The sequence below is a fragment of the uncultured Tenacibaculum sp. genome (genome assembly GCF_947495995.1).
Lineage (GTDB): Bacteria > Bacteroidota > Bacteroidia > Flavobacteriales > Flavobacteriaceae > Polaribacter.
Window position 1 is genome coordinate 1 of sequence record NZ_CANMAX010000001.1, and the last position, 17,566, is coordinate 17,566.

The 17,566-nt window shown below is 34.0% G+C and carries 22 protein-coding genes; 3 read left to right on the forward strand and 19 right to left on the reverse strand.

The window, feature by feature from the left end; translation table 11 throughout:
• Window positions 1-248: 248 nt before the first annotated feature.
• From Q1A15_RS00005 to rpsL, 19 genes are all read right to left on the reverse strand, one after another.
• The gene (locus Q1A15_RS00005) at window positions 249-800 is read right to left on the reverse strand and encodes a LytTR family transcriptional regulator DNA-binding domain-containing protein (RefSeq protein ID WP_299617098.1); all 552 of its coding nucleotides are present in this window, start codon (window positions 798-800) and stop codon (window positions 249-251) included.
• Window positions 801-1,182: 382 nt separating this feature from the next.
• The gene (rpsN, locus tag Q1A15_RS00010; RefSeq protein ID WP_091891535.1) at window positions 1,183-1,452 is read right to left on the reverse strand and encodes a 30S ribosomal protein S14; all 270 of its coding nucleotides are present in this window, start codon (window positions 1,450-1,452) and stop codon (window positions 1,183-1,185) included.
• A gap of 4 nt (window positions 1,453-1,456) precedes the next feature.
• A complete protein-coding gene (rplE, locus tag Q1A15_RS00015; protein ID WP_299617100.1) occupies window positions 1,457-2,008 on the reverse strand; it encodes a 50S ribosomal protein L5 in 552 nt (183 codons plus the stop codon).
• Window positions 2,009-2,010: 2 nt separating this feature from the next.
• Window positions 2,011-2,319, reverse strand: a complete 309-nt coding sequence (gene rplX / locus Q1A15_RS00020; protein WP_299617102.1) for a 50S ribosomal protein L24 — start codon at window positions 2,317-2,319, stop codon at window positions 2,011-2,013.
• A 14-nt stretch (window positions 2,320-2,333) separates the two neighbouring features.
• Complete coding sequence (gene rplN / locus Q1A15_RS00025; RefSeq protein ID WP_299617104.1) at window positions 2,334-2,702, reverse strand: 50S ribosomal protein L14; 369 nt, start codon at window positions 2,700-2,702, stop codon at window positions 2,334-2,336.
• 1 nt (window position 2,703) lies between these two features.
• A complete protein-coding gene (rpsQ, locus tag Q1A15_RS00030) occupies window positions 2,704-2,961 on the reverse strand; it encodes a 30S ribosomal protein S17 (RefSeq protein WP_132722879.1) in 258 nt (85 codons plus the stop codon).
• A 19-nt stretch (window positions 2,962-2,980) separates the two neighbouring features.
• Entirely contained in the window at window positions 2,981-3,172 is a 192-nt protein-coding gene (gene rpmC, locus Q1A15_RS00035; protein ID WP_299617109.1) for a 50S ribosomal protein L29, read from the reverse strand.
• Between the two features lie 12 nt (window positions 3,173-3,184).
• A complete protein-coding gene (gene rplP / locus Q1A15_RS00040) occupies window positions 3,185-3,616 on the reverse strand; it encodes a 50S ribosomal protein L16 (protein WP_075342607.1) in 432 nt (143 codons plus the stop codon).
• A 20-nt stretch (window positions 3,617-3,636) separates the two neighbouring features.
• Complete coding sequence (gene rpsC / locus Q1A15_RS00045) at window positions 3,637-4,359, reverse strand: 30S ribosomal protein S3 (protein WP_075342606.1); 723 nt, start codon at window positions 4,357-4,359, stop codon at window positions 3,637-3,639.
• Window positions 4,360-4,371: 12 nt separating this feature from the next.
• Complete coding sequence (gene rplV, locus Q1A15_RS00050) at window positions 4,372-4,776, reverse strand: 50S ribosomal protein L22 (protein ID WP_095074028.1); 405 nt, start codon at window positions 4,774-4,776, stop codon at window positions 4,372-4,374.
• Window positions 4,777-4,783: 7 nt separating this feature from the next.
• On the reverse strand, window positions 4,784-5,062 hold the full coding sequence (gene rpsS, locus Q1A15_RS00055; RefSeq protein WP_075342604.1) for a 30S ribosomal protein S19: 279 nt from the start codon (window positions 5,060-5,062) through the stop codon (window positions 4,784-4,786).
• A 6-nt stretch (window positions 5,063-5,068) separates the two neighbouring features.
• A complete protein-coding gene (rplB, locus tag Q1A15_RS00060) occupies window positions 5,069-5,893 on the reverse strand; it encodes a 50S ribosomal protein L2 (RefSeq protein WP_299617121.1) in 825 nt (274 codons plus the stop codon).
• 15 nt (window positions 5,894-5,908) lie between these two features.
• Window positions 5,909-6,196, reverse strand: coding sequence for a 50S ribosomal protein L23 (gene rplW / locus Q1A15_RS00065; RefSeq protein ID WP_299617123.1), 288 nt, complete (start codon window positions 6,194-6,196; stop codon window positions 5,909-5,911).
• A gap of 11 nt (window positions 6,197-6,207) precedes the next feature.
• Complete coding sequence (gene rplD / locus Q1A15_RS00070; protein ID WP_299617125.1) at window positions 6,208-6,837, reverse strand: 50S ribosomal protein L4; 630 nt, start codon at window positions 6,835-6,837, stop codon at window positions 6,208-6,210.
• Window positions 6,837-7,454, reverse strand: coding sequence for a 50S ribosomal protein L3 (gene rplC, locus Q1A15_RS00075; protein WP_299617127.1), 618 nt, complete (start codon window positions 7,452-7,454; stop codon window positions 6,837-6,839). The genes rplD and rplC overlap by 1 nt, the downstream gene beginning before the upstream one ends.
• 428 nt (window positions 7,455-7,882) lie before the next feature.
• Window positions 7,883-8,188 (reverse strand): 30S ribosomal protein S10, encoded by a 306-nt coding sequence (gene rpsJ / locus Q1A15_RS00080; RefSeq protein ID WP_075342599.1) that lies wholly within the window; start codon window positions 8,186-8,188, stop codon window positions 7,883-7,885.
• A 5-nt stretch (window positions 8,189-8,193) separates the two neighbouring features.
• On the reverse strand, window positions 8,194-10,311 hold the full coding sequence (gene fusA, locus Q1A15_RS00085) for an elongation factor G (protein ID WP_299617129.1): 2,118 nt from the start codon (window positions 10,309-10,311) through the stop codon (window positions 8,194-8,196).
• Window positions 10,312-10,316: 5 nt separating this feature from the next.
• Entirely contained in the window at window positions 10,317-10,793 is a 477-nt protein-coding gene (gene rpsG / locus Q1A15_RS00090) for a 30S ribosomal protein S7 (protein WP_299617131.1), read from the reverse strand.
• A gap of 29 nt (window positions 10,794-10,822) precedes the next feature.
• Window positions 10,823-11,203 (reverse strand): 30S ribosomal protein S12, encoded by a 381-nt coding sequence (gene rpsL, locus Q1A15_RS00095; protein WP_075342596.1) that lies wholly within the window; start codon window positions 11,201-11,203, stop codon window positions 10,823-10,825.
• A 176-nt stretch (window positions 11,204-11,379) separates the two neighbouring features.
• Here rpsL and Q1A15_RS00100 point away from each other — a divergent pair, with 176 nt between their 5' ends.
• From Q1A15_RS00100 to Q1A15_RS00110, 3 genes are all read left to right on the forward strand, one after another.
• Window positions 11,380-13,011, forward strand: a complete 1,632-nt coding sequence (locus Q1A15_RS00100; RefSeq protein WP_299617135.1) for a POTRA domain-containing protein — start codon at window positions 11,380-11,382, stop codon at window positions 13,009-13,011.
• 120 nt (window positions 13,012-13,131) lie between these two features.
• On the forward strand, window positions 13,132-16,284 hold the full coding sequence (locus Q1A15_RS00105) for a SusC/RagA family TonB-linked outer membrane protein (RefSeq protein ID WP_299617137.1): 3,153 nt from the start codon (window positions 13,132-13,134) through the stop codon (window positions 16,282-16,284).
• A 2-nt stretch (window positions 16,285-16,286) separates the two neighbouring features.
• Complete coding sequence (locus Q1A15_RS00110) at window positions 16,287-17,555, forward strand: SusD/RagB family nutrient-binding outer membrane lipoprotein (protein WP_299617139.1); 1,269 nt, start codon at window positions 16,287-16,289, stop codon at window positions 17,553-17,555.
• Window positions 17,556-17,566: the final 11 nt, after the last annotated feature.

Sequence of the window (17,566 nt, forward strand, 5' to 3'; positions counted from 1 at the left end):
TCTAAAACCGTGTTTTGTTATTTGCGGGTGCAAAACTACACACTCTTTTCAATCCCACCAAACTTTTAAACCAAAAAATTACACTTTTTTTGAAAGTTTTTCATAATAAACAACTAATCAATGATTTGTAGATTCGACTTTTTTCAACTAAATAAGCAAACTAAAAAGGATAATAGAAAGTGAAGGGGTTTAGTTGAAGAACATGACGAAAATTAGGTGCTTCTTTTTCTATAATATTTCAAAAAAACTTAATTTTTTATTGCTTTAAATGCTCTTTCAAAAGAAGAAATCATATTTCTTGACACAGGAATAAAGTCAATGTCATTAATCCAAAGTTGAAATCCTTGTGAATTTCCTTCAATTTTTTTTATGGTTTTCAAGTTAATAATGTAAGATCTATGAACTCGACATATATTATTATAACTTGAAATTTGCTCTTCAAAACTTTTAATAGTCATCCTTTTTAACAAAACAGCATCATCTTTCATAAATAATTCAACATAATTCTTGTCAGACTTTGCATATAAGAAATCATCTACATCTAAAATAAAGTCATCTGAAAGTACTTGCGTTTTAATTAATACTTTTTCTTTAATATTTGTATCATGAAAATTTAAAGAAGCCCCTAAATCTTTACTTTTATTAATATATATCTTTTTTAATCTTTCGATGTTTAATGATGTAATTATAAAAATTAAGAGACTTCCTACTAAAAGTGTATTTCTTATTTCTTCAAAAAGATATTTTAATGACCAATTATCTTCTTTTAAGTAAATAAAATCTCGAATTAAAAACTGCATTATTCCAATTATTATTAATACTATTAGCAAAAAGGAAAACTCGTTCTTAAGTTTCCAATCAGAATCAAGACTTCTTACTCTACTCAAAATAACCACTGCAATCATAAAAACTAAAAAAGAAATTAAAGAATGTATAACTGATATTAGTAAGAAGCTAAATTTTAATTCGCTAAAGTTAACTTCGAAAGGTTCAAAGAGGAAACTAAAAAGAGTTGAGAGTATAAAAACTAATGATGCTATTAGCAATGATGTTTTTACATCATAATAGAATGGATAAGTTGTATTAAAATATTTCTTCAATTTTATTTTTTTGTGCAAAATAAAAAAAGGTGCACAAACTTAAATAAGTTGTACACCTTTTATATTATTGAACTGATAATTTCTACCAGCTAGCTTTCTTTACACCTGGAATTAATCCTTGGTTAGCCATTTCACGGAAAGTTACACGTGAAATACCAAACTGACGCATATATCCTTTTGGACGTCCAGTTAGCTTACAACGATTGTGCATTCTAATTGGAGAAGCGTTCTTAGGTAACTTTTGTAATGCTTCATAATCTCCAGCTTCTTTTAAAGCCTTTCTTTTTTCAGCATATTTAGCTACAGTTTTAGCTCTTTTACGCTCACGCGCTTTCATTGATTCTTTAGCCATGTTATTAATTCTTTTTAAATGGTAAACCTAATTCTCCTAATAATGATTTAGCTTCTTTATCAGTTTCAGCAGATGTTACAAAAGTAATATCCATTCCACTAATTTTCTTCACTTGATCAATATTAATTTCTGGGTAGATGATTTGCTCAGTAATACCTAAGTTGTAATTACCTCTACCATCGAAACCATTTGCTTTAATTCCATTAAAATCTCTAACACGTGGTAAAGAAGCAGTGATTAAACGATCTAAGAATTCGTACATAATATCTCCTCTTAACGTAACTTTAGCACCGATTGGCATTCCTTTACGTAATTTGAAGTTTGCAACGTCTTTCTTAGAAATCGTTGGTACGGCTTTTTGACCAGTAATATTTGTTAACTCGTCAATCGCGTATTCGATTAATTTCTTATCAGCAATAGCAGCACCTACACCTTTACTTACTACGATTTTCTGTAATTTAGGTACTTGCATTACGTTCTTGTATCCGAACTCATCAGTAAGAGCCTTAATAACTCTACTCTTGTACTCTTCTTTTAATCTTGGTACGTAACTCATAGTTATAATGCTTTATCTGATTTTTTTGAAACTCTCACCTTCTTATCACCTTCTACTTTGTAACCAACTCTTACTGCCTTACCGTCTTCTACTAAAGCTACATTAGAAATGTGTAATGGTGCTTCTTGTTTTACAATACCTCCTTGTGGATTAGCTGCATTAGGTTTAGTATGCTTTGAAATCATATTAACACCTTCTACTACTACTCTATCCTTATCTTTAAGAATACGTAAAACTTTTCCTTCAGATCCTTTGTGATCTCCTGCGATAACTTTAACAGTATCTCCTGATTTAATTTTAAATTTCTTCATTTTAAAATCTGATTTTATAACACCTCAGGTGCTAATGATACTATCTTCATAAATTGCTTCTCACGTAATTCACGACCTACAGGACCGAATACACGTGTTCCTCTCATTTCCTCTGAAGGATTTAAAAGTACACAAGCGTTATCGTCAAATCTGATATAAGATCCGTCTTTACGTCTAATTTCTTTCTTAGTACGAACAACAACTGCACGAGAAACTTGTCCTTTCTTTACAGTTCCGTTTGGAGTTGCAGACTTAACTGTAACAACAATTTTATCTCCAACGCTAGCGTAACGCTTTTTTGTTCCTCCTAAAACTCTAATCACTAAAACCTCTTTAGCTCCAGTGTTGTCTGCTACTTTTAATCTTGATTCTGTTTGTAACATATTATTTAGCTCTTTCTAGGATTTCTACTAATCTCCAACGTTTAGATTTACTTAATGGACGAGTTTCCATTATCTTAACTGTATCTCCAATGTTGCAATCGTTATTCTCGTCATGTGCAACGTACTTCTTCGTTTTCTTAACGAACTTACCGTACATTGGGTGCTTTACTCTTTTTACCTCGCTTACAACGATAGATTTCTCCATCTTGTTGCTAGATACAACACCTATTCTCTCTTTTCTAAGATTTCTTTTTTCCATCTTTAAAACTGACTAGAATTTATTGTAATTCTCTTTTAGTTAATTCTGTAGCTATTCTAGCTACAGTTCTTCTTAAGCTTTTTAACTGCAAAGGGTTTTCCAATGGAGTTATGGCGTGAGCCATCTTAAGATCAGTATAATTTTTCTTCAACGCCCCTAGCTTACCTTGTAAGTCAGCTGTTGATAATTCTTTTATTTCTGATTGTTTCATGATCTATTAGAATTAAGCGTTATAATCAAAATCTCTTGCAATGATAAACTTAGTCTTCACAGGAAGTTTTTGAGCAGCTAAACGTAATGCTTCTTTTGCTACTTCCATTGGCACTCCACCAACTTCAAATAATATTCTTCCTGGCTTAACTACAGCTACAAAATGATCTGGTGCACCTTTACCTTTACCCATACGTACCTCTAATGGTTTCTTAGTGATAGGTTTATCTGGGAAAATTTTAATCCAAAGTTGCCCTTCTCTTTTCATATAACGTGTTGCTGCGATACGTGCAGCTTCAATTTGACGAGAAGTAAGTAAGTTCTGGTCTAAAGATTTGATACCAAACATTCCGTTTGATAATTGGGTACCTCTTCCAGAGTTACCACTCATATTACCTTTACCTTTCTGAACTCTACGAAATTTTACTCTTTTTGGCTGTAACATCTTCTAATTTCTTTTAAAAATTATTTTCTTCTACGAGGTTGACGTCTACCACCTCCACCTTTGTTATTTGAATTACCTTTTTGCTTAGATAATCCAACTAACGGAGATAATTCACGTTTACCATAAACCTCGCCTTTCATAATCCATACTTTCACACCGATTCTTCCGTATGTAGTATGTGCTTCAACAAGTGAATAATCGATATCTGCTCTGAAAGTAGATAGAGGAATTCTTCCTTCTTTGTAATGCTCAGAACGTGCCATTTCAGCACCGTTTAAACGACCAGAAAGTTGAACTTTGATACCTTCTGCATTCATACGCATTGCAGCAGCGATAGCCATTTTAGTAGCACGTTTGTAAGAAATTCTGTTTTCGATTTGACGAGCGATACTAGCTGCAACTAAGTTTGCATCTAATTCTGGACGCTTAATCTCGAAGATGTTAATTTGAACTTCTTTACCAGTAATTTTCTTAAGCTCTTCTTTTAACTTATCTACCTCTTGTCCTCCTTTACCGATAATGATACCAGGACGAGCAGTTGTGATAGTAACGGTTATAAGCTTTAAAGTACGCTCAATAATAATACGTGAAACACTTGCTTTAGATAATCTAGCTTTTAAATACCTTCTTATCTTATCATCTTCAGCAATTTTATCACCGTAGTCATTTCCACCATACCAGTTAGATTCCCATCCTCTGATGATTCCTAAACGATTTCCTATTGGATTTGTTTTTTGTCCCATTTCTACTAATGATTAATTACTGTTATTTTTAGTTCCTAACTCTAAAGTTACGTGATTAGAACGCTTACGAATTCTATGAGCACGACCTTGTGGAGCTGGTCTTAATCTCTTTAACATTCCTGCGCTATCTACATAAATAGACTGTACGAATAATCCAGCATCCTCGATACTTGCATCTTCATTTTTAGCTTGCCAGTTAGCAATAGCTGATAATAATAACTTTTCTAAGTTACGAGATGCTTCTTTTGGACTGAATTTTAAGATTTGTAAAGCTTTTTCAACTTCAACACCTCTAATTTGATCCGCTACTAAACGCATTTTTCTTGGTGATGTAGGACAGTTTGTAAGCTTAGCGATAGCTCTTTGCTTCTTAGCTTCTTTTAACTGTTCTGCCATGTTATGTTTACGACTTCCCATATCCTACTTATTTTTTTCCTTTATTTTTAGCACCTGCGTGTCCACGGAATGAACGCGTTGGTGAAAATTCGCCTAACTTATGACCTACCATGTTTTCAGTAACGTAAACAGGTACAAACTGACGTCCGTTGTGAACAGCAATTGTTTGTCCTACAAAATCAGGAGTAATCATACTAGCTCTTGACCAAGTTTTGATCACAGATTTTTTTCCTGACTCAACGTTAGCTAACACTTTTCTTTCTAACTTATAGTGAACGTAAGGTCCTTTTTTTAATGATCTTGCCATGATTTATTATTTCTTTCTACGTTCTAAAATATACTTGTTACTAGCTTTAGTCTTAGATCTAGTCTTATATCCTTTAGCAGGTATACCATTCTTAGATCTTGGATGTCCTCCAGATGAACGTCCTTCACCACCTCCCATTGGGTGATCAACTGGGTTCTTTCTAACTGCATTAGTTCTTGGTCTTCTACCTAACCATCTTGATCTACCAGCTTTACCAGAAACTAATAATTGGTGATCTGAGTTAGATACAACTCCGATAGTTGCCATACAAGTTTGTAAGATTAATCTTGTTTCACCTGAAGGTAACTTAACAATTGCATATTTTCCATCTCTTGCCATTAATTGTGCAAAAGAACCTGCAGAACGAGCCATAACAGCTCCTTGACCTGGACGTAATTCGATACAAGAAATTGTTGTTCCTAAAGGAATATCACTTAAGAACATAGCATTACCAACATCTGGTGTAGCTTCTTTTCCTGAAACGATAGTTTGTCCAACTTTTAAACCGTTTTGTGCAATTACATAACGCTTTTCTCCATCAGCAAATTGAACTAACGCGATAAACGCTGTACGGTTTGGATCGTACTCAATAGTTAATACTGTAGCAGGATCGTTATATCTATTTCTTTTGAAATCGATAATACGATATCTTCTTTTATGTCCTCCTCCTCTGTTAGGAGTAGTCATACGACCCTGATTGTTTCGACCTCCAGTTCTTTTTTTCGGAGCCAATAATGACTTTTCCGGCTTATCAGTAGTGATGGTGTCGAACCCATTCACAACTCTAAAACGCTGACCTGGTGTTATTGGTTTTAATTTTCTAACTGACATTTGTCTTGCTTATTCTTATAGATTGTTATAAAAATCAATTTCGCCTTCTGCTAACTGAACAACCGCTTTTTTATAACCGCTTGTTAAACCAGTAACTAAACCTTTCTTAGTGTACTTAGTTTTTCTTAATGCAGGATGGTTTAAAGTTCTTACTTTCTCAACTGTTACTCCGTAAGCAGCTTCAACAGCATCCTTAATTTGAATTTTGTTAGCTTTCTTGTTTACAACAAAAGTGTAACGATTGAATCTTTCGCTATCTACTGTTGCTTTTTCTGTAATAATAGGTTTTATTAAAATACTCATATCTGAAAATCCTATTTACTTAAGTTAGATTCAATTCCTTCTAAAGTACTTTCTGAAATCACAACTTTATTTGCGTTTAATACATTGTAAGTATTAACTCCAGAAGCATTTACTACTTTAGATTTTTTCAAGTTACGAGAAGATAAGTATACGTTCTTATTCTCTTCGTTTAATACAAATAAAGTTTTCTTTGTATCTAATTCTAAAGCTTTTAACACATTAACAAATTCTTTAGTCTTTGGAGTTTCAAAGTTGAAATCTTCAACTACTACTAAATTGTTATCTTTTGCTTGAATACTTAAAGCAGATTTACGAGCTAAACGCTTTAAGTTTTTGTTTAATTTGAAAGAATAGTTTCTTGGTCTTGGACCGAAGATACGTCCTCCACCTCTAAAAACTGGAGACTTGATACTTCCTGCACGTGCAGTACCTGTACCTTTTTGCTTTTTAATCTTTCTTGTACTTCCAGCAATCTCACCTCTCTCTTTAGATTTGTGAGTACCTTGTCTTTGATTAGCCAAATATTGCTTTACATCTAAGTAAATAGCGTGATCGTTTGGCTCTATTCCGAATACTTCGTTAGAAAGTTCAACTTTTCTACCAGTATCTTTTCCTGTAATATCTAATACTGCTACCTTCATTACTTCTCAATAATTACATAAGAGTTTTTGTGTCCTGGAACAGCACCTTTAATAACTAAAAGATTCTTTTCTGGAACTACTTTTAACACTCTTAAATTTTGAACTTTAACACTATCACCTCCCATACGTCCTGCCATACGCATTCCTTTGAATACTCTTGCAGGGTAAGAAGCCGCACCAATAGAACCTGGCGCTCTTAAACGGTTATGTTGACCGTGAGTTGCTTGACCAACACCACCAAATCCGTGACGTTTAACAACCCCTTGAAAACCTTTACCTTTAGAAGTTCCTGAAACATCAACGAACTCTCCTTCAGCAAAGTGCTCAACTGTAATTGAGTCACCCAATTTAAACTCTCCTTCGAAACCTTGGAACTCAACGACTTTTTTCTTAGCAACGGTACCTGCTTTTTGGAAGTGACCATCTAAAGCTTTATTAGAGCTTTTTGCCTTTTTGTCATCGAAACCAAGTTGTAAAGCATTGTAGCCATCAACCTCTTCGGTTCTGACTTGGGTAACTACGCAAGGACCTGCTTCGATAACGGTACATGGGATATTCTTCCCATTCTCGTCGAATAAGCTGGTCATTCCGATTTTTTTTCCTATTAACCCAGACATATCTGTTAATTTTAAGACGATTAGACTTTGAATTTATCCAGCGCGTCTATTAATAAATAATTATTTGAAACAAATGTTTCTGCATCTTTAAAATCTCACTCAAAAAAAAAGAGCGTAAAACACGTTTTAGCTCTTAACTTATTGTGTTTTACCGTTTTTCCTTCGCGAAACCCTCCGGACATGTTGTTGAAATAACGTGTTAAAAATTGATTAACACCCAATTTCGGACTGCGAAAGTATAAAAAAATACAAACATAACCAAACTAAAACCAATTATTTAAATGATTTTATGGTAGTTAGGTTTTAAATAAATTTAAATTATCACAGAAAATAACTTTATACTCTAGTTCTGACTAGAAAAAGTTATTCATTAAAAAAGCCTTTTTACTTTCGCAAAAAGGCTTTTTATTATATCTGTATAAAAATACTTATACTTTAATCTCTACTTCAACTCCACTTGGTAATTCAAGCTTCATTAAAGCATCAATAGTCTTAGAAGAAGAACTATAAATATCTAATAAACGCTTGTAAGCAGATAATTGAAATTGCTCTCTAGATTTCTTGTTTACGTGTGGTGAACGTAATACTGTAAAAATCTTTTTATGAGTTGGTAAAGGGATTGGTCCGTTAACAACCGCTCCAGTACTTTTTACTGTCTTAACGATTTTCTCAGCAGATTTATCTACTAAATTGTAATCGTAAGATTTTAATTTTATTCTAATTTTTTGACTCATCTTAATTAACCTTTTGCATTAGCGATAACTTCTTCAGCGATATTTGAAGGAGTTTCAGCATAGTGTGAAAATTCCATTGTAGAAGTTGCTCTACCAGAAGATAATGTACGTAACGAAGTTACATATCCGAACATTTCAGATAAAGGAACGATAGCTCTAACAACTTTAGAACCTGAACGATCACTCATATCATTTACTTGTCCACGTCTTCTGTTTAAATCTCCTACGATATCTCCCATGTTTTCTTCAGGAGTTAACACTTCTAACTTCATCATTGGCTCCATGATTACAGCTCTTGCAGCTTTCGCAGCAGCTTTGTAACCTAATTTTGCCGCTAATTCGAATGATAACTGATCAGAATCAACTGGGTGGAAAGAACCATCCTTTAAAGTCACCTTCATAGAATCCATCTCGTATCCAGCTAAAGGACCATTCTTCATTGCTTCTTTGAAACCTTTCTCTACTGAAGGAACAAATTCTTTAGGAACGTTACCACCTTTAATGATAGATTCGAAAACTAAACCTTGAACTCCTTCTTCTGCTGGTTCCATAGTGAAAACAATATCAGCGAATTTACCACGACCTCCAGATTGCTTTTTATAAACCTCTCTGTGATCTGCAGATGCTGTAATTGCTTCTTTATACTCTACTTGAGGTTGACCTTGGTTTACCTCAACTTTAAATTCACGCTTTAAACGATCTACAATAATATCTAAGTGTAACTCACCCATTCCTGAAATTACTGTTTGACCTGAAGCTTCATCAGTTTTAACTGTAAATGTTGGATCTTCTTCAGCTAATTTCGCTAAAGACATACCTAACTTATCTACATCTGCTTTAGTTTTTGGCTCAACAGCGATACCAATTACAGGATCTGGGAAATCCATAGATTCTAATACGATAGGAGCTTTTTCAGCTGATAACGTATCTCCTGTTTTAATATCTTTAAAACCTACTGCTGCACCAATATCTCCAGCTTCAATAAAATCGATAGCATTTTGCTTATTAGAGTGCATTTGGTAAATACGTGATATACGTTCTTTCTTACCTGAACGGTTATTTAACACATAAGAACCTGCATCTAAACGACCTGAATATGCACGGAAGAATGCTAAACGACCTACGAAAGGATCTGTTGCAATTTTAAATGCTAAAGCTGCAAATGGATCTTTTACGTCTGGTTTACGAGCAATCTCTTCACCTGTATTAGGATCTGTACCGATAATTGCTTCTTTATCTGTTGGAGAAGGTAAGTAACGACAAACTGCATCTAATAAGAATTGTACTCCTTTATTTTTGAATGCAGATCCACATACCATAGGAATAATAGACATATCCATTACAGCAGCACGTAAAGCAGCGTGCACTTCTTCTTCTGTAATAGAGTTCTCATCTTCCATGAACTTCTCTAATAAATTCTCATCGTAAGCAGCTACTTCTTCAATTAATTTTGCTCTTAATTCAGCAGCTTCTTCTTTTAACTCTTCTGGAATATCAACTACGTCAAAAGTAGATCCAAAGTTATCATCATGCCATACAATAGCACGGTTTTTAACTAAATCTACGATACCTTTAAAGTCAGCTTCATCACCAATATTTAATACGATTGGCACTGCGTTAGACTTTAACATATCTTTTACCTGCTGACATACTGCTAAGAAGTTAGATCCTTGACGGTCCATCTTGTTAACAAATCCAATACGAGGCACTTTGTAGTTATCTGCTAAACGCCAGTTAGTTTCTGACTGAGGCTCTACACCATCTACTGCAGAAAATAAAAACACTAAACCATCTAATACACGTAATGAACGGTTTACCTCAACAGTAAAATCAACGTGACCAGGAGTATCAATAATATTGAAATGATATCCTTTAGTATCAGGAGTTGATTGTCCATTTTCAAGTGGAAATTTCCACTCACAAGTTGTAGCAGCAGAAGTAATTGTAATACCTCTTTCAGCTTCTTGCTCCATCCAGTCCATCGTAGATGCACCGTCGTGAACCTCTCCTATTTTATGAGAAACTCCCGTGTAGAATAAGATACGTTCAGTAGTTGTAGTTTTACCTGCATCAATGTGAGCAGCAATACCAATGTTTCGTGTGAATTTTAAATCTCTAGCCATTTTTATTAAAATCTAAAGTGTGAGAATGCCTTGTTAGCTTCAGCCATCTTGTGAGTATCTACTCTCTTTTTAACTGCAGCTCCTTCTTCTTTAGCAGCTGCTAAAATTTCAGATGCTAAACGTTGTGCCATCGTTTTTTCGTTACGCTTTCTTGCATAACTTATCATCCATTTGATCGCCATTGACACTTTACGATCTGGACGGATTTGCATTGGTATTTGAAATGTAGCCCCTCCCACACGACGTGAACGAACTTCTACGTGAGGCATTACATTTGATAAACCATCTTTCCAAATTTCTAATCCTGACTTCTCTTCGTCAGTTTTCTTTTGCTCTACGATATCAATTGCATCATAAAACACTTTGAACGCTACAGACTTTTTACCGTCCCACATTAAGTTGTTTACAAAACGTGTTACTAATTGATCGTTAAATCTTGGATCTGGTAATAAGATTCTTTTTTTCGCTCTTCTTTTTCTCATGTCTTTACATTAAAAAAGTTACTGAATAATTACTTTTTGTCTTTAGGGCGTTTTGCACCATATTTAGACCTACGTTGAGTTCTTCCTTCAACACCTGCAGTATCTAATGCACCACGTACGATGTGATATTTAACCCCTGGTAAATCTTTTACCCTTCCACCTCTAACTAATACTATCGAGTGCTCTTGAAGGTTATGCCCTTCTCCTGGGATATACGCGTTGATCTCATTACCATTTGTCAACCTTACACGGGCAACTTTACGCATTGCTGAGTTAGGTTTTTTTGGTGTTGTTGTATACACACGCGTACAAACTCCACGTCTTTGAGGACATGCCGTCAAAGCAGCCGATTTACTCTTCTTAGTTATTTTGGTTCTTCCTTTACGAACTAATTGTTGAATAGTTGGCATACTAATTAATTACTTGTTTTCGTTTGTACTTATTAATATTAATCTCTATTTTTAAGAGTGTGCAAATGTACAATTAATTTCTAATTAATCAAATATCAGTAAGTTATTTTTAAAACCTTTGATCCAATAAAGCCAAATCAATTGATTTAATATACTTTAGCATTTATTTTTCTACCTTGAAGCAAATAATCTTTTTTTTAGCAACAATACTACTGTTTTCCAACAACTTTGTTTTTTCTCAAAACAACAAAGTAAAATTCATTAATGATAAGAAAAACGAAAAACACACTTTAAAGAAAAACAATTTAGATCGCGCTTATTATTTCACTGATTTAAGTAAAAGCTTAGATTCAGTATCACAAAACCTAAAATTAAAAGGTTATTTCTATAATAGATATGATTCCATCATCACTTCCAAAGAACAAACATCTGTACACATAACATTTGGAAAAAAAATAGATTCAATAAGAATTTTTCACAGAAACAAATCGGTTGAAGTTATTGAAATCTCAAAACTCAAAAATTATCTAGATAATAAAAATTCAATCTTAGCTTCGGAAGGAAAAATATTCTCTAAAGCTGAACTTAAAAACATAACTCTTGAAGACAATATTATCTCAGCTAGCCTAGTCATTTCAGACTCAAAAAAAAGAACGATTGACAAAATCGTAATAAAAGGATACACTGAATTTCCTAAGACTTATTTAAAACACTATCTAAAACTAAAAACTCAATCAACTTTCTCTCCAGAAAAAATTGAAACTATTTCCCAAGAAATAAATGGACTAAACTTCATCGAACAACAAAAAAGTCCAGAAACATTATTTAGTAAAGATTCTACTATTGTTTACCTATACTTAAAGAAAGTAAAAAACAGTAGTTTTGATGGACTTATAAATTTTAGCTCTAGCGAAAGAGAAGACTTAAGCATTAATGGAAATATTAACTTCGAATTAAACAACCTAATAAATACTGGTGAGCAATTACATATAAATTGGAATGCAAATGGAAACGAAAGACAAAACCTTGTATTAAGAACTTTTATACCTTATATATTCAAATCACCAATATCAAACAATAGCTCTTTTGAAATTTACAGGCAAGACAGTAGTTTTTTAAGCTCTAAATTTAACACCGAACTTACATACGACATCTCACCTAAAATGAAAGCTGGATTAAAATTTGAAAGTTTAAATTCCAACAACACGTTAGACAGTAATAATCAAATCAACTCAAACACAGTCGACTTCTCTTCTTCATTTGTAGGCCCATCATTCTCATACAGAACAAATACTAGAAATACATTTCTTAAACCAAAATTCTCAATCCAATTCAACACCTTATTTGGAAATAGAGAATCTGAAAACAACAATGCTAATCAAATAAAAACTAATCTAGAATCTAACTTCAACTTCAAAATAAGTCAAAGAAGCATTATTGATATAAGAAACGAAACTAGCATACTAACTTCTTCTTCAGAGATATTATTCAATGAACTATATAGAATAGGAGGAATTAATTCTATAAGAGGATTTGATCCTCAAAGTATTTTTTCAAGCCAATACTCTTTCTTTAACATCGAATATATTTATTTGACCTCACAACAAAAGTCTTATTTGTACTCTATAACTGATATCGGGATATCTGAAGACATTACTAAAAAAACTAATATATTATTTGGCTATGGATTTGGATATGCCTTCAAGAGATCAAACACTCTAATAAACCTATCTATTACCAGCAATCTTTCAGAAAACCTCAATAAAAACAGGTTTAACTTATCGATTATTTTCAAAAACTACTTTTAGTTAAAAAAAAACTTTCTTTTTAACAATAACGACGCCGTATTTACATTTTATTAACTTTTTTTGTTGTTTTTTTAAGTTTAATTTAAGACTTTAGCACACATTAATTCAAATAAATACATAATGAAAACAAAATTTAATGGAATTTTAACGCTATTCCTAGCGTTGATTGTGCATGTATCTTTCGCACAAGACAAAACGATTTCAGGGGTTGTTACAGATGGTTCTGAACCACTACCTGGAGTTAGTGTTGTGAAAAAAGGAACTAGAACAGGAACAGAAACTGACTTTGATGGTAAGTATAACATTAAAGCTAAAGCTGGAGATGTACTTGTTTTTAGTTTTGTTGGAATGAAATCAATCGAAAAAACGGTTGGTAGTTCTAGCACAATTAATGTTGTATTAGCTGAAGATTCTAGTGTTTTAGACGAAGTTATCGTTACCGCTTTAGGTAAAACTGCAAAACCAAGAGAATTATCATATTCTATTCAAGCTGTAAAAGCTGAAGACATTGAAAACACTGGTGAAACTAACTTAGTTTCTGCTTTAAACTCTAAAGCTGCTGGGGTACAAGTTATCACTTCTTCTGGTTCTGTTGGTTCGTCTGCAAACATCAGAATTAGAGGTAACACTTCTATCAACAGAAGTAATAGTCCTTTATTCATTGTTGATGGTGTGCCAATTGACAACTCATCTAACGGAAACGGTTTAGCTGGAGTTGATAACTCAAACAGAGCTGTGGATATCAACCAAAATGATATCGAAAGCATCAACATCCTTAAAGGTGTGGCAGCACAAACTTTATATGGTTTAAGAGCTGCAAACGGAGTTGTTATCATTACAACTAAAAAAGGTAAAGCTGGAAAACCAAAAATTACTTTCAGCAGTAATACTATGATTAGTAATGTAAGTAGGCTACCTAACTTACAAAAAGAATTTGCTCAAGGTAGACCTTCTGGTGGTGTTTTAACATATAGAGGACCTGAAACAAGAGAAGGATTTAGCTGGGGACCTGCAATTTCTACTTTAGAATTTGACGGAGACGCTTCTTACCCATATGACAGAAATGGTAGATTAGTTCCTGCAGGAACTGGTAACGGACAAAGAGCTAATGCTTATGACAACTACAATTTCTTTAAAACAGGATTATCTACAGACTACAATTTATCTATTTCTGGTGGTACTGAAAAATCTAAGTATTTCTTCTCTGCTGGTAAATTAGATCAAACAGGTGTTGCTCCGACAGAAGAATTCGGAAGAACATCTTTCACATTAAACTTAAATACGGAATTAAGCGATAAAGTTAACGTTAACATTGGAGGTAAATACATTAACTCTGGTGGTAGAAGAGTACAAAGAGGTTCTAATATCTCTGGTATCATGTTAGGTCTTTTAAGAACTACTCCTACTTTTGATAACGGTAACGGTTTATCTGGAAGCCAAGCTGCTGCTACAAATTCTGTATACCAATTACCTGACGGAACACAACGTAGTTACCGTGCTGGTGTATATGATAACCCATTCTGGACAGTTGCTAAAAACCCTAGTTTTGACAACGTAAACAGATTTATTGGACAATTAGAAGCTACTTATTCAGTTACTGATTGGTTAACTTTAAAAGGAACTTACGGATTTGATAGATATACAGACGCTCGTAAATCTGGTATCGATTTAAACTCTGCAACAGTAAACGAAGGTTTAGTTTTAGATACTGATATCTCTAACCAACAAATAGACAACCAATTCTTAGCTCTATTCACTACTAAATTAAATGAAGATTTAACTTTAGACGGAACAGTTGGATACAACTTCTTTAGAACTGATTTTACTAGTAGATCTTCTCAAGGTAACACTTTAGCAATCCCTGGATTCTTCCATATTTCTAACACTGCTTCTCAAATTAATACTGAAACAATCAACAGACGTTCTGTAAACGCTCTTTTAGCAGATGCTAAGTTTGGTTATAAGAACATGTTATTCGTTAATGGTGCAGTAAGAAATGACTGGTCTTCTACTTTACCTCAAGACAACAACAGCTTCCAGTCTTATAGCGCTGGTTTAAGTTTTGTTTTCTCTGAATTAATTGAAGAGAGTGACTGGTTCGATTACGGTAAATTAAGAGGTTCTTGGGGTAGTACTGGTAATGACGCTCCATTATACGCAACAGTATCTTACTACAACGCTGCTTTAGCTGGTGGTGATGGATTTATTAACGGAAACCAATTCCCTTTATTCTCTAATGTTGCATTTGAGCGTGGAGCTGTTTTAGGTAATCCAAATATTCAAGCTGAAACTACTACTGAATACGAAATTGGTGCTGAGTTAAAATTCTTAGACTCTAGAATTTCGTTAGATGTTACTTATTATGACAAAACTACTGATGACCAAGTAGTATTTATTAACCAGCCTGCTACTACAGGTTTTACTAGTCGTGTAATTAATGCTGGTACTGTTGAGAACAAAGGTTGGGAAGTTTCTGCTGGATTCAACCCTGTTAGAACTGAAGATTTCAACTGGGACATTAATGTTAACTGGACTAAGTATACAAACTTTGTTACTGATTTACCAGAAGGTATAGAACCAATCTTATTAAACGGATTTAACTCTACTTCATCTAGAGCTGTTGAAGGAGAACAGTATGGTGCTATTTGGGGATCAAGATGGTTAAGAGACGCAGATGGAAACGTACTTATTGATGATAATGGATGGGCAATCGAAGATCCTGAATCAGGTGTAGTTGGTGATCCAAACCCAGATTGGACTATGGCTATCAGAAACACTGTTTCTTATAAAAACTTTAGCTTAACTGCATTAGTAGATGTTAAAGAAGGTGGAGATGTATGGTGTGGTACTTGTGGTATCTTAGATTACTTTGGAGTATCTGAAACTACTGGAAACTTAAGAAATGAAACTTTCGTTTTTGAAGGTGTAAGACAATCAGACGGTCAACCTAACACTACTCCTGTTGCTTATGCTGATCCAGCTGGTGGTTTAGGAGCTAACAGATGGGTACGTTATGGTTTTGGAGGAATCTCTGAAGACAACGTTTATGACGGTTCATATATCAGATTAAGAGAAGTAGCTTTAACATATAGTTTAGGTGAAAAAGCAATTAGTCAATTACCAATAGATAGTTTCTCTGTAACGGTTTCTGGAAGAAACTTATGGTTAGACACTGATTACCCTGGTATTGACCCTGAGACAAACTTATCAGGAGACTCTAATGGTTTTGGTTTAGATTATTTCAACCAACCAGACCTGGTGGAGATAATGTAAGTGTGCGAGCTATTGTTCCGGCAATGCAAACACAAACACACAGAAACATGATGGCTAACGGAGCTCGTTTAGCAGGAATCATTATGCAACAATGGGCTGGTTTTGATGCTCAGCAAGTTGCTTTTACTCAATACAACATTGGTGAAGGTGATATTGCTAACTTATGGGAATTCGGACTTTACGTAGGTTCTATGAAGGACTGTGATGACATAATTACTCGTACTACTACTAGTGGAAACTTACACACTAGAGGTTTAGCTAGATTATACTATGCTTACAATTTAGGTATGGCTACTAATTTATGGGGAGACATTCCTTTTTCTGAAGCTTTCAAGGGAGCAGATAACTTAACTCCTGCTTATGATTCTCAAGAAGATGTGTATACAGCTATCATTAACTTATTAGATGGAGCAATTGCTGATTTAAATACTACTGACCCTGCTGGTATTTTCGGAAATTTAACTTCTGGTCCTTCTTCAGCATCTGATTGGGCTGCTGTTGCACATGCTTTAAAAGCTAGATACTTATTACAACAATCTAAAGTTAATCCAGGAGTTATGGCTAGCGTTATCAGCGAAGTAAATCAATCTTTTACTTCTAATGATGGTCAACCTGAATTTGTATTCGAAAATACCTCTGGAGGTAGAAACCCAATTTCTGCTTTTGGTGCTGAAAGGCCAAATACTATGGTTATCGGACCTTCATTTGCTACTTTAATGACAGGAGATCCAAGACAAGAAAAATACATGTTCCAAGATGGTACAGATTTCTTATTCTACGATTCTAGTAATGCAGATTTATTCTGGGCTCAACAAGACTCTCCTTCTTTATTAATTTCTTACGCTGAAGTTAAATTTATAGAAGCTGAAGCTTTATTAAGTACAGGAGGAAATGCTTTAATGGCATTACAGGCTGCTGTTACAGCTAACATGGAGTACTTAGGTGTTCCTGCTGGAGACATTACTACTTATGTTAATGCTTTAACTTTAACTGGTACTGCTCAACAACAACTTGAAACTATTATAACGGAAAAATACAAAGCTTTTTATGGGCATAATGCAATAGAGGCTTGGAATGACTACAGAAGAACTGGTTTCCCTACATTAACTGCTGATGCTAATGGAGCGAACGGAAACAATCCTTCAGGTATAGTTCCATTACGTTTCTTATATCCAGATTCTGAAAGGTTAGCAAATAGCGCAAACTATAATGCTGCAATCTCTAATCAAGGAGGTCATTTATTAGATGATTCTTTATGGGTATGGAGATAACAAAAACACAT